Here is a 12833-nt window from a genome sequence, read left to right as displayed (position 1 = left end):
ATCTTGTAAAAAGGATTCTTCGACACCCATCAGCTTTCATTGCTATGTACGGCATACTTTCAGGTTCATGCACGCAACCGCCTTAGCGCTCTTAAAGCCTGTGCTTTTCAGAAGGGCTTGGCAGCAGACTTTTCGGATTGGGCCGCTGAGTTCGTGAGTAAAGAATAAAGGGTAGAGGAATTTTCTTCTACCCTTTATTCTTTACTCACGAACTCAGCTTTGCGTGCCGGGGCGTATTGCTGGGCGGGTAGCCGAAGTGGCGCGAAAAGCTGGTGGAAAAGTTGGCCGGGTTGGCGTAGCCTACTTGGTACGCCACCTCGGCCACCGTGGCTACGCCGCTGGCCAGCAGCTCGTGCGCCCGCTGCATACGCACCAGCCGGATAAAATCACCCGGCGCCTGATCGGTCAACGCCTTGAGCTTGCGGTGCAGTTGGGTACGGCTCAGCCCCAACTCGCGGCTCAGGACTTCGACGCTTAAGGTTTCGTCGTCGAGAAAGCGCTCCACCACCTGCTGCACTTTTTTTAGAAACGCTTGCTCGGTAGTGAGTGGGCCGGGCGGGGGCGGACTGGCCACGCTGCGGCGGTACGCTTCCTGGAGCTGCTGACGGCCCCGCACCAAGTTGCGCAGTTGCGCCAGCAGTTCGGCGCGCAGAAAAGGCTTGGTCAGGTAGGCATCCGCCCCGGTATCGAGGCCGTGGAGCTTGCTGGCCAGGTCGGACTTAGCCGTGAGCAGGACAACGGGAATATGGCTCGTGCGCTCGTCCTGCTTGAGCGCCCGGCACACGCCGTAGCCGTCGAGGCGGGGCATCATGGCGTCGGTCAGCACCAGATCGGGAAGTTGCTCGACGGCGAGGGCCACCCCCGCGGCTCCGTTTTCAGCTTCCAGCAACTGATACTCGGCCGATAAAATGGTGCGCAGGTAGGCGCGCACGTCGGCATTATCTTCAATTAGCAGTAGCAGCGGCGCATGGAACGGCGAGGCGGCGACTACCTCGGATTCAGGATCAAGTGCTGGGGCAAGGCCAACCCACGCGGGGGCGTCGGCCGACGGCGTATCCCTGGCCTCGGCCAGGGGCAGCGGCAATTGCACCACTACGGTGGTACCGCGCCCCACCTCACTGGTAAGAGAAATGGTGCCGCCGTGCAGTTCAACCAGCTCTTTGGTTAAGGCCAAGCCAATGCCCGTGCCTTCCTGCTCGCGGGTAGTGGAATCGTCGGCTTGATAAAAACGGTCGAACACGTGCGGCAGGTGGGCGGGCGCGATGCCACAGCCGGTGTCGCGCACCGTCAGCTCCACCCGCGTGGAATCAACCAGCTCCGACGCGGTTTTCTGGCGCAGGTGCACCGTCACGAGGCCCGCAGCAGACGTGAACTTGAAGGCATTGGAAAGCAAGTTAGCCACCACCTTCTCCAGCTTGTCAGCGTCAAATTGCACGTGCAGCACCGGTAAGTCGGCCTCGAAGGTGCACCCAATAGCGCGTTGCCGGGCCAGCGACTCGAATGAGCCGACCAGCCCGCGCACAAAGCCAACCAACTCGCCCGGCGCTAGGTGCAATACTTGCTGGCCGGCTTCGAGGCGGCTCAGGTCGAGCAATTGGTTGATAAGGTGCAGCAGGCGCTGCGCGTTGTCTTGCACGAGTTCGGCCTGTTGGCGCGTCGCTGGCTCGCGGGTGTCGGCGGCAATCTGCGCGGCCGGCCCGAGCATGAGCGTGAGCGGGGTTCTGAACTCGTGGGTGACGTTGGTGAAGAAGCGCGTCTTCTCCTGGTCCAGCCTCCGTAGGCGGTCGGCTTGGGCACTTATCTCGTCGCGCTGCGCGGCCAGCAGATGATTTTGCTCACTGATTTCCTGGGTGCGCGCCTGCACGGTGGCTTCCAGGCGCTCGTTTTGGGCGCTGATAAGTTGTCGGCGCTCCGCTTCCTGGGCCAGGGTGCGCGTTGAAAGCTGCTCGACCTGCCGCAGTTGCACTTCCAGGTCGCGGCGAGTGGCGGCAAACTCGCGCGCCAAGTACACCGACATGCAGATGGGCATCATGAGCCCGCACAGTTGAATGGTGAGTTGCGCGGCCAGAAAGTCGGGACTATCCCACAAGTGGATTACACTGAATGCGTCGCTGGCGGCAACCGGAATCAGCATGGTCCCCAGCGTCCCAACGACCAGCAGCCCAATACCCGGTTGCCGCCGCCACAGGGCACGACCCAATACGCGCAGCATATCGAGCCCGGCAGCAAGATACACCGCCCAAAACAAGGGCAGCACCTGGTTGCCGGCCGTTGGCTCTGCTAGCCACCAAGCCACTTGTCCGGCGCTGGCCAGCGCCAGCAGCCCCAGCCAAGGCCAAGGCGGGCGCATGCGGCACACGGCGTAGAGGAACAGCAGCAGCAACCCATAACTCAACGACGAGCCCACCTGAAACCCCAGCTGCGCCCACCAGCGCAGGCCATCGTCCATGAACGTGGCGCGCAAAAAGATCATCAGGCCGGTGCCGGCGACCACAGCCATGTAGAAACTAAAATAGAGATTGGCCCGCTGCGACCGGTAAAACAAAAACAAACAGAAGTGCAGCAAGGCCAGTACTCCGGCGCTGGTCACGGCAATCAGGTTGAGCGTGTCGGAGCGGGCTTGGCGCACACGCTCAGCTAGCAGGCGCTCGGCGGGAGCCACCCAGAGGGCTAGGCCACCATAGGGCGGGGGCCAGAAATCAAACTTAGCGTAGCGCACGGCCAGCAAGTGCGGACCCGACTCGTGCAACATAAACGGCAACATACGGTAGCGCGGCCGCACCCCCTGCGTGGTACGGCCCGAGGAGCCGATTGTACCGTAGCGGCCCAGTAAGCGGCCATTGAGGTAGATTTCCGAGGCCCCTTCTTGCAAAATGTGCAGGCCCAGCGGCTCCCCGAGCAGGGCGGAATCGAGGGTGAAGCGTAGCCGGAAGCAGCCCGTGCCGCGCCAGCCCGGCGGGCCTTCCCCGAACAGAAAGCCGGTGCTGGCCAGCAGCCAGTTCAGGTCGTTGGTGGCGGGGCTGGCCCAGCCTGGGGGGTGGCCCGGTTGGTAGCGCCAACGCCTTGTGCCGCCCAGCCGCTGCATGGCAGCAGAGTGCACCTGCACGGCGCGCAGATGCACGAAGGCGCTGTCGGGCGAGGCCGAGGAAACGGCCGTTTTGGGGTCGGGCCTGGCGCGGGCAGCTAGCCCATGAAGCAGGCAGCAGCAGAAAAGGACGGCAAAACAGCGGATGTTCATCGGCAGCAACTCAACTAAGGCGAGGCGTGAGAGGTGACGCAGCACGGCGAGGGCCAGCACTGCCCAAGATACAGCTTATCTCCCTGACTATATTGACTTTATCGAAAAGCAACAGCGTTGATGAACGGCTTATTTAAGGCGGAGGATGCCGTGAAATGAAGTTGCGCGACCAACCCAAACACCTTTACAACCTCCGCAAAAGCGACTGTTACGCCACCACATGCTTTCGGAACGCAAGCAAAGGCGCCGCGGGGCAGCATAAGCTTCCTTTGCAACGGCTCTATTACTCTGGCTTCTAATGAGTTGCCGGCGGCTTGGGATGCAGCGCAACGCCTCGGGTTACGGACGTTGCCCTGCTTTTTCGGTCGCTCCGCATTGCTGGCTATGCTACAGCCGGGGCTCCTCTTTTACTTCCTTATCTAGTTCACTATTAACCGCTTCCAAACCATGAAAACTGCTCTCTTCCGCTGCTTAGCTTTTAGTTTACTCCTGCTCGCCACTACCCAGAGCCTTGCTCAAGCGCGCACCGCACCGCTGGCTTCGTTGGGCTACTGGAACGTAGAAACCAACCTCACCACCCGCGACCACAGCATTGTGCGCTTCTACGACCACCAGAACCAGCTCGTGTACGAAGAGCGCCTGCCCAACCTCTGCCTCGACCTGAGCAAGGGCACGAGTTGCTGCCGCCGCACTTCTCGCCAACTTGGCCGCACCCTGCGTCTGGTGCTACGCGAGCCCGCCGTCTGCGCGTCGGGTACCTTGCTGGCCCAAAAGTTCGACTCTGATCGACGGTCGCAGCGCGCTTATGCTGCTCGCTAAGCCTTGCCAAGCCTTGGCGCCAGTACAGCCGCGTCGTAAGTAGGGTTGCCTCGCGGCTCGGCACCTTTCTGCCTCGCGCCTCGTGCCTATCCCAGCGGGCTAATGCCCGCAACCGATACTTGGAACAGAAATACCACCTGATAATAAACGTGGGCGCGGTTGGGTCGGCCCGTTGCCAACGGGCAGCGTGACCGACCCAATTCGCGTAATCAACAAGCGGCTTGCGCCCGTGTATCTAAACGCCGATAAGAGGTCTTTTCTCCTGTTGCCCGGCCTCTTCCACGGCAATACCCGCAGGGCATGCGCACTGCGGCGGCCCTGAGTCAACGAAAACACGGTTGCGCTCTTACCAGTGCCAACAGGTCCCCAATGCAACCCACGGCAGCGTCTGTGAGCGGTGTCAATCGAATAAAGGTTTAGTGCCGATATCCGACATAAAAGTGAAAGGCTCTTGTTTATTTTAGAACAACCATTCCAATACAAGGATTAACCGTATACCTTTATGGAACATTCGTTCTAAAATAACTTCTTTTCTTTCTCATGAATCGTTTGCAGCACAAAGTGGCCGTTATTACGGGCGGCAACAGCGGCATTGGCTTCGCCACCGCCCAAGAATTTATCGCTCAAGGAGCACAGGTGGTTATCACCGGCCGCAACGCGCAAGCTGTGCAGGAGGCCGTGGCCCAACTCGGCAGCCAGGCCGTAGGAGTGATTTCCGACGCGGCCCGCATGGCCGATGTGCGCCAACTTGCCACTCAGGTACAAGCCCACCACGCCCGCATCGACGTGCTGTTTGTGAATGCCGGGATTTCGTACGCCGCCCCCATCGCCGAGGTCGATGAAGCTCACTTCGACTCGCAGTTCGATATCAACCTGAAGGGAGCCTACTTTACCATTCAGCAACTGCTGCCGCTCCTCAACGACAACGCCTCCATTATCTTGAATTCTTCGGCTACCGTCCACAAAGCATTTCCGGGCATTTCGGTGTACGTGGCTACCAAGGCCGCTATTACTTCTCTGGCGCGCACCCTCTCCTTGGAGCTGCTCGACCGCAAAATCCGCGTCAATGCCATCAGTCCGGGTCCAATAGCGACACCCATCAACCACAAGATGTTCGACAAGTTGGGGATGTCGGCGGAGGCTTCGGCGCAAGCGGCTGAAGGCTACGCGCAGCTTGTGCCCATCAAGCGCGTCGGGGCGCCGCAGGAAATTGCCAGCATTGCCACTTTCCTCGCTTCCGATGAGTCGTCGTTTATTCTGGGGGAGGAAATAATTGCCGGCGGTGGTATCGGTACGCTCTAGCGCCGGAGGGCCTGAATAAACGCCTTTGTTTAACGCGCGGCATTCCGCCCGCTCCTCGAACGAGGGCGAGGGGAATGCCGCGCGTTTTGGGTTGGCCCTGGCCTAGCGTACAACGTTTCTGGTACCAACGCTCCGCTGCTGGCAACGCTCCGCTGCTGGCGTTCGGGGAGCGTTGTATCTTCGCGTCTGTTCTTACTTAAGTGATTGACAATTGCCCCGCCCATGGCCCGTCCCCGCGCATTTGATGAAGCAGTAGTGCTGCAAAAAGCTCTCGATACGTTTTGGCACCGGGGCTACAGCGCTACGTCCATGGAGGACCTGGTAGCAGGTACGGGCTTGAACCGGGCCAGCCTCTACGCCACCTTCGGCGACAAGCACCAGCTGTTTATGCAGGCTTTGCGCCACTACTACCAGCGAAGCTGCCAGACCCTAACCACTCTCACCGCTGATACCGACGCGTCTCCCCTCGACCACATCCGCCAGATTCTAGAGCTGACGCTCCACCTGGCGCTCGATGATGAGGAACAAAAAGGATGTTTTCTGGTGAACTCCACCACCGAACTGGCCTCCCACGATGCCGATGCCCAGGTGGTGGCGGGTCAGAACCTGGCGTTTCTGGAAACGCTGCTTACTACAATTCTCGGCCGGGGCCAGCAGCGCGGCGAGGTGCGCCGCACCGCCACTCCCCAGGCCCAGGCCCGCCTGCTGATCAGTGTTCTCAACGGCATGCTCGTGATGGCCAAGGCCCGTTCCACCCCGCAGCAGCTGCGCGATGTAGTGGACACGGCCCTGCTGGCGCTGGTTTAGGTGAAACCTAGCAAACGACTAATTGGGTGCCAAGCCCTTCCGTTTCAAGTTGCGCGCCGACCCCGCGAAGTAAGAAGGGGGTGGGGCTACTTCAGGATTTTCGGACCCTACTTCTCACGCGGGGAAGGTGGCCGTAAAGGTAGAGCCTCGATCAAGGTAACTTTCGACCTCAATAGCCCCGCCCGCATTGTCCAGGATTTTCTTTACCAAGTACAAACCAATACCGGTTCCTTCCACGTGCGGGTGCAAACGCCGAAACACACGAAAAAGCTGTTCCTGCTGCGTTCCACTCAAACCCAGACCATTGTCCTGTACGCTCACCACCAGCTTGCCCATTTCGCGGTGGCTGCGCACGCGCACCACCGGGGCACGGTCGGGGTGGCGGTACTTGAGGGCATTGCTGACCAGGTTCAACAGCACCGAGTGCACATGCTTGGCTGAAAACCAAAGCGTTGAATTGCCCGTCAGGTCCACGTCCAGCTGCCCGCCCGAAGCCGCGAGCAAGGGCGCTAGTTCCTGGCGTACATCATCCAGCACGGCGGCCAACGCAACGGACTCGCGAGACTGACCTGTTTCCTGCCGCGCGGTGCCAAAGTCGGCCAACCGGTCGAGCGTGTGGCGGAAGCGGTCCATCGAGTCGTGCATCATGTTCAGGATGGGCTCCACCAGCTCGGCCTGCCGGGCGTCGGCAGGCAGTTGCTCGACCAGGGCCTGTACGAGGCCTTGCAGATTGGTCACTGGCAGACGCAGGTCGTGGGAGGCCGCATAAACGAACGTATCCAGTTCCGTGTTGGTCTGCACGAGTTGCGCGTTGACTTCCTGTAAATCTTCATTGACCACCTGCAATTCTTCGTTGAAGGCAGCGAGTTCCTCGTTGGCGTCCTGCAACTCAATGGTGTACTGCTCGACCTGCGCTTCCAGGCGCTTGCGCACGGAAATGTCTTCGAGCGTGGTATAACCTAACTCGCCCCCTTCGTCGGGAAACAGCACCGACGTGACCCGGCACCAGAGCACCGAGCCATCGGGCCGCACCAAACAGGTGTCCATGGCAAACCAGGGGGTACGATGAGACCATAAGTCTTGCTGCAAGCGAGCCCAGTCGGCGTAGTAATCGGGGTGCGCAAAGTCGAGAATGCCCCGGCCCAGCAGTTCCGAAGAGGCGAAGCCTAGCAGCGTGCCCACGGCGGCGTTGGCCTGGCAAACCGTTAGGTCGGAATCAATGATTTTCAGCCCCAACGGCGAGTGCTCGAAGACGGTGCGAAACCGTGCTTGGCTTTTTTGAAAGCGCTCGGCCTCTTTTTGCTGCACGGCGTACTGGCCCTGTTCGGTGCGTAAACGCGCTATTTCAGCCCGTAAGGCATGAATCTCTGCTTCGGAGGAATGGGAATCAGTGGGCGACAGATCGGGCATAGCAGAAAAAGAAGCGGCGAGCCGATACGATAGATTACGATGAATAAGGGCAAAGTAGCACTTCCCGCTCAGGAAATTACTACTGGATTTAGACATAGTTTGAGGCCGCGGCCGCGGCCTGCTCGAACGCCGAACGCAACGGTTGTGCTTACAGGAAGGCTAGCCCGTGGCGGTAATTAGGTGGTTTACCCTACATCATGGCCGCCCCAAACGAAAGAAGCGTCCCCGCCGTGGCGGAAGACGCTTCTGACACCACGAACGGGCAGCCCGGTTGGGGCGTACCCAGCAAGCACTTGGTTGACGGTGGAAATGGTTGCCTGCAAAACACACTGAAAACAGTGGCAGTCGTGGGGCGGGCGGCTTGCTGATTAGCCTCGATTTCAGCGGCCGGATACCATCGAAACCGCTGAGCCACTGCTGTAGAGGCGGGCCAACTGGCGCAGGGCCTGCCGAGAGTGGGTTCTGACCGTGCCCAACGGCAGGTTGAGGCGTTTGGCAATTTCTGCCTGGGTGAAACCGTCGAAATACTGCAAATGCACCACAAGCCGATAGGCGGGCCGCAGCCATTGCAGACTGGTCCGCACATCTACGTGTTCGGGTACGAAAGCGGGCGCCAACTGCTGGCCTGCACTCGGCGCATCCAGCAGGCTCACGGTGCGCCCGGCGCCCCGCACTCGCGCTCCGCGCAGGTGGTCGAGGGCTTGGTGGCGGCAGATATTGACGGCCCAGGTATAGAGGCGCCCGCGCTCGGCATTGTAGTGAGCAAAGGCCAACCAGATCTTCACCAGACTTTCCTGCAACACGTCTTCTGCCGCTTGGTCCGTTGGCATGAGCAAGCGGATAGCGCGGTAAAGTGAAACGCCGTAGCGGTCATAGAACGTCGTCATGGCCGCTTCATCGCGGGCGTACAGGCGCAGCACTAAGTGCGTTTCCGCTTCGAGCACAGTGGTAGAGGAAGGCATGAACCGGAAATAAGAGGAAGTGACAACTACACTTAACTTCAAGCAGCCTGCCCAGAGCGGGCAGGCTGCTTTTAAATAGCGATACGCGCCATCTGCTTAGCGGAAGGCTTCCTTGAGCCGATTCGCGGCTAACTGCTGGGCCTCCAGCGCCTTGGGTACCACGGCATAGGTGCCGAAGAACTCGTGGGTTGTGCCGGGATAAATCATGTATAGATTGGCGACACCAACTTGCGTGAATTTGTCGGCTAGTTGCTTGCCTTCCGTCTGGAGGGGGTCAATTTCTGCCGCAATGATGGTGGCAGCAGGAAGGCCGCGCAGGTCGGCCACGTCCACAAGCGAGAGTAGACGGTCGTCGCCGTCGGCCATGGTGCGGAAGTAGTTGGCGGTGAAATACTGAATACCAGGCCGGTTGAGGGGCATAGCAGCGGCGTACTGATTGTAAGAGGCCGTGTTCAAGTCGTTGTTGGCCACGGGGTAAACCAGCAACTGGTGAATCGGCAATGCGTAGCTGCGCTCTTTGGCCAGCAAGCAGACGCCCGTGGCCATATTGCCGCCGGCGCTTTCGCCCGCTACCGCCACTTTGGCCGGGTTGCCACCAATGCTGGCGGCATTTTCTTTCACCCACTTATAGGCGGCGTAGGCATCCTCATGAGCCGCCGGAAACTTGGCTTCCGGCGAAAGCCGATAGTCCACCGACACCACGATGGCGCCCGTGTTTTCGGCCAGGGCTTTGGCCGAAGGCTCATACACATCCAGAGAGCCAATCACCCAGCCGCCGCCGTGGTAATACACCACCACGGGGAGAGGGCCGGTTAGCCCATTGGGCGTATACACCCGCACGAGCAGTCCGTCGGGGGCAGATTGGGGCGTGATGCCACCGGGCAACAAGCGCTGAGTAACCGTTACGTTGGCGGCGGGCGCGGGCCGGTTGTTTTTCTTGAGCAGGTCCTGCACGGCATCCGTTATGCTCGGGGCCATGCGGGCCTGCCGGGGGGAGAGCGTGGGCAAAGGGGGCGTGTTGTAGCTGGTGAACTGCTCGATGACAGCCAACATTTGAGGATCAATGTTTGGCGCGTAAGCCGGCGGCGGACCGATAGGCTGAATTAACACGGTGGGATCGGGGTTGTCGTCTTCACAACTCGGCAAGGCTACGCCAATGAGCAGCAGGCAGGCCAAAGTTTGGAGCCAACGAGTAGCGGGTACCCAAGAGGCAGAGAAAAAGTGTTGTTTCATAGAACAGCAAAGGAAATTGGTCGGAAATGCTCTGCATACGCAGGCCTGGCAGCCACGTCCGGCCACTTGGGACAAGACGGACTATTTCCGGGATGAACAGCGGGCTTCCGGCAACGGGCAGGCAAGTACCGCACCGCCGCCCTACTACAGCAGAAAACGCTGGAGAAAGCGCTGCATCTGCTCGGTGTAGCTGCGCGAGGTAAGCAGGTGGGTGCCGTCGTGCAGGGTGAGCACATATTCGCCGCGGGTCCAGGGACGCAGTTCTTTCACGAAGTCGGTGTTCACCACCAACGAGCGGTGCACGCGCAGAAACGTAGGGGGAGCCAGCCGCTGCTCTAGTTGGCTTAGCGTAGTCCGGATCAGATGCTGCTGCCCGGCCGCGTGAACGGTCACGTAGTTGCCGCGGGCTTCGAGGTACTGCACCTGCTCGGTCTCGACAAAGTAATAGCGCCCCTGCTGCTTGATCAACAACCGAGCGGCCCCTTCGGCCAGTGAATCCGTTGTATCGGTTGGTACGGGCGCGGGAGTTGCTGCCGGCAGTTGGCTGGCCACCGCCGGCCGGGCCAGTAGGTGCCGGACGTGGGCCAGGCAGCGCAGAAAACGGTCTGGGTCCAGCGGCTTGAGGAGGTAATCTACGGCGTGGGCTTCAAAGGCTTGCAGCGTGTACTGGTCGTAGGCCGTCACGAATACCACCACCGGCGGGGGTTGGTTGCCGAGGCGCTGCAACACTTGCACGCCGCTTAAATCCGGCATCTGCACATCCAGAAACACCACGTCCACGGGCGGGCCATGCTGCAACACAGTCAGGGCTTCCGCGCCGTTGCGGCACTCGCCGCTAATCACAAAGTCCGGCGCATCGGCTAGCAGTTGCGCCAGCCGGCGACGGGCCAGGGGTTCATCATCAACGAGTAAGGTGCGGATCACGTCCAAGGAGAAGCAGCTTAAGAGGCCAGAACAAAGGGCAAGTCCAGGCGTACGGTGTAGCCTTGCGCGGGTGCGGTATGAATGCTGAGCGTGTAGCGCGAGCCGTAAAGAGTGCGTAGCCGGTCTTCGCTGTTGCGGAGCCCGATACCCCGCACGCTGGCCGACTCCGTCGCGCCGGGGCCATCGTCCTGCACTTCCAGCAGGAGGCGGCCGTTGCGCCGCTGGGCCTGGATGCAGATAGAGCCCCCCTCAACGGCCCGGGCAATGCCGTGGCGTACAGCGTTTTCCACCAGAGGTTGTAGCAGCAGACTCGGTACCATTGCTTCTAGAGTTGCCGGATCGAGTTCGTAGCGCAGAGCGAGCCGGTCGGGAAACCGAATCTGCTCGATTTCCAGATACAAGCTCGCAAACCGGATTTCCTGCGCCAACGTCACTTGCTGCGCCTCAGGTTGGTCGAGCACCAAGCGCAGAAATTGCCCGAGCTTGCTTGTCATGCGCTGGCCGGCCTTGGGGTCGTCGCCGATGAGGGCGGTAATGGCGTTGAGGGTGTTGAAGAGAAAATGGGGGTTGAGTTGCATCTTCAGGGCCTGCAACTGGGCCTGTACCAGTTGCGTTTCCAGGCGGGCGGCTTCCAGGCTGCGGCGGCGGTAACGGTCCGAGAGTTCCAGGGCGTAGGCGGCCAGCAAGAGCATCCAGTAGAGGGGCACCCACACATTGAGGGAGGACACGGCGGCGCTCCACGATACGGGGTCGGCTGGCACGGCCAGCACCCGCAACAAAAGCAGGTACCAAAACCGATACGCCAGCGTCAGGACGAGGCTCGCACCCGCATGTACCAGTAAATACGCGGGCCACTTGCGCTGGCCGCCGGTTAAGTCGAAGCGTGATGCCAGCCAGAACACGAGGGGCGTAAGCAAGCCCCACAGGAAGCTGTGCAGCAAGGGGATAAGCACTACTTCGCGCCAGTGCACGGCCGCGCCACGGCTGATGGCCTGCCCATAAATAAGCCCCATCATAAAGAGGGCAAACAGCCCCCAGGCCAGCGCAATGCGTCCCCACTTCATACGTTCCAGTCGCAGCATAGGCAGGACGGGGCAGCACCTGCTACCGCTTTGGCAGGCAAACGAGAAGGCTCGCCCTCAAGTTGGGGATGCCGGCATTGAAGGCGAAAAAACAGCCCAGCCACTTGATATTCCACTGAGCGAGGCTTTCTCGAAGGCATCGGTTTAGAAAGGCACTAAGAACTTCTCCTGAACATTGATCCCAGACAAGAACTAGACATAAATATTTGAATCACAACTATTTACTTGCATTGTCAGGTATTGGAACGGTACGGCAAGAGCACCCGGAGTGAGAAGCTACTTTACGTAGTAATCCTAGCTGAAATCCGTACTTGTGCGGATGCTAGCCAGCCGTATATACTGTGGATGGAAGAACTTTCCGATGAAGTCCAACGCCGGCGCGCTGTCGAGTGGGCAATTGCCTTAACTACGGACACGCCGTTAGCGCCGCTTCATTACGAGCGCCAACTTCTCGAGCTCTACGCCCAGGGGGAGGTCACGCTCCAGCACGTCTTGCGGCAACTCGATACGCGGGTACACCATATTCTTTACCGCAGTCAAGCCGTTGCTCTCTTCAGCGAAGCGCAACTCTTAACGCTGCTAGACGAGTCGCGTGCCTGGAACGAGGTGCATGGCATCACGGGGTTGCTGTGCTACAGTGCCGGTCATTTCGTGCAATTATTGGAAGGTTCCGCGTCAGACGTACTAACCTTGTATGCGCGCATTCGGCGCGACCCCCGGCACCGACGGGTCGTGCTGCTTAGTGAAGGAGCCAAGCCCACGCGCTTGTTTGCTGATTGGCGAATGGCATCGGTGCTGGCGGAGCCGCTGGAATTCTATTGGGTAACCAGTCAGCTTGAAGTGGAGCCGCACCTAGACTTGCCTTATATTCCTATTACAGAGCCGCACTTGCTTACGTTGCTGCAAGCCTTCAGCAAAGAGGCCCGTTAGGCATTATGCCCTTCTTACCACAATAAATCGGCAGGCGCAACCGCCGGCCAGGTTAGCGGGGGTGGCTTGAGTTCGGCGCAGCTGCTGCAATACCCGCTCCGGTACTAGGCAGAGCGCTTTCGTTTG

Annotated in this window: 11 protein-coding genes; 5 read left to right on the top strand and 6 right to left on the bottom strand. The window is 60.0% G+C overall.

What is annotated here, in order from left to right:
- Positions 1-205 precede the first annotated feature (205 nt).
- Entirely contained in the window at positions 206-3298 is a 3093-nt protein-coding gene (locus ACFE7X_RS04020; protein ID WP_375434372.1) for an ATP-binding protein, read from the bottom strand.
- A 387-nt stretch (positions 3299-3685) separates the two neighbouring features.
- Here ACFE7X_RS04020 and ACFE7X_RS04015 point away from each other — a divergent pair, with 387 nt between their 5' ends.
- From ACFE7X_RS04015 to ACFE7X_RS04005, 3 genes are all read left to right on the top strand, one after another.
- Positions 3686-4057, top strand: coding sequence for a hypothetical protein (locus ACFE7X_RS04015; RefSeq protein WP_375434371.1), 372 nt, complete (start codon positions 3686-3688; stop codon positions 4055-4057).
- 540 nt (positions 4058-4597) lie between these two features.
- Complete coding sequence (locus ACFE7X_RS04010) at positions 4598-5359, top strand: SDR family oxidoreductase (protein WP_375434370.1); 762 nt, start codon at positions 4598-4600, stop codon at positions 5357-5359.
- Positions 5360-5581: 222 nt separating this feature from the next.
- Positions 5582-6166 carry a TetR/AcrR family transcriptional regulator gene (locus ACFE7X_RS04005; protein WP_375434369.1) on the top strand — a complete coding sequence of 195 codons (585 nt, stop codon included), beginning with the start codon at positions 5582-5584 and terminating at the stop codon, positions 6164-6166.
- A gap of 114 nt (positions 6167-6280) precedes the next feature.
- Here the strand turns inward: ACFE7X_RS04005 and ACFE7X_RS04000 are convergent, their stop codons facing one another.
- Positions 6281-7576: an ATP-binding protein gene (locus ACFE7X_RS04000; protein WP_375434368.1), complete on the bottom strand. Its 1296-nt coding sequence runs from the start codon at positions 7574-7576 to the stop codon at positions 6281-6283.
- A 197-nt stretch (positions 7577-7773) separates the two neighbouring features.
- Between ACFE7X_RS04000 and ACFE7X_RS03995 the strand changes: the two genes are divergently transcribed.
- A complete protein-coding gene (locus ACFE7X_RS03995) occupies positions 7774-7944 on the top strand; it encodes a hypothetical protein (RefSeq protein ID WP_375434367.1) in 171 nt (56 codons plus the stop codon).
- A gap of 12 nt (positions 7945-7956) precedes the next feature.
- On the opposite strand, the gene ACFE7X_RS03990 is transcribed toward ACFE7X_RS03995, so the two are convergent.
- From ACFE7X_RS03990 to ACFE7X_RS03975, 4 genes are all read right to left on the bottom strand, one after another.
- On the bottom strand, positions 7957-8538 hold the full coding sequence (locus ACFE7X_RS03990) for an RNA polymerase sigma factor (RefSeq protein WP_375434366.1): 582 nt from the start codon (positions 8536-8538) through the stop codon (positions 7957-7959).
- Positions 8539-8634: 96 nt separating this feature from the next.
- Positions 8635-9771 (bottom strand): alpha/beta hydrolase, encoded by a 1137-nt coding sequence (locus ACFE7X_RS03985; RefSeq protein WP_375434365.1) that lies wholly within the window; start codon positions 9769-9771, stop codon positions 8635-8637.
- Between the two features lie 144 nt (positions 9772-9915).
- Positions 9916-10695 (bottom strand): LytR/AlgR family response regulator transcription factor, encoded by a 780-nt coding sequence (locus ACFE7X_RS03980; protein WP_375434364.1) that lies wholly within the window; start codon positions 10693-10695, stop codon positions 9916-9918.
- A 17-nt stretch (positions 10696-10712) separates the two neighbouring features.
- A complete protein-coding gene (locus tag ACFE7X_RS03975) occupies positions 10713-11777 on the bottom strand; it encodes a sensor histidine kinase (protein ID WP_375434363.1) in 1065 nt (354 codons plus the stop codon).
- A 345-nt stretch (positions 11778-12122) separates the two neighbouring features.
- Here ACFE7X_RS03975 and ACFE7X_RS03970 point away from each other — a divergent pair, with 345 nt between their 5' ends.
- Positions 12123-12707, top strand: a complete 585-nt coding sequence (locus tag ACFE7X_RS03970) for a BLUF domain-containing protein (RefSeq protein WP_375434362.1) — start codon at positions 12123-12125, stop codon at positions 12705-12707.
- The last annotated feature ends 126 nt before the right edge of the window (positions 12708-12833 follow it).

This window comes from uncultured Hymenobacter sp. (assembly GCF_964242765.1).
GTDB lineage: Bacteria > Bacteroidota > Bacteroidia > Cytophagales > Hymenobacteraceae > Hymenobacter.
The sequence above is the reverse complement of the archived record's forward strand: the minus strand, read 5'-3'. Positions and strand labels throughout refer to the sequence as shown.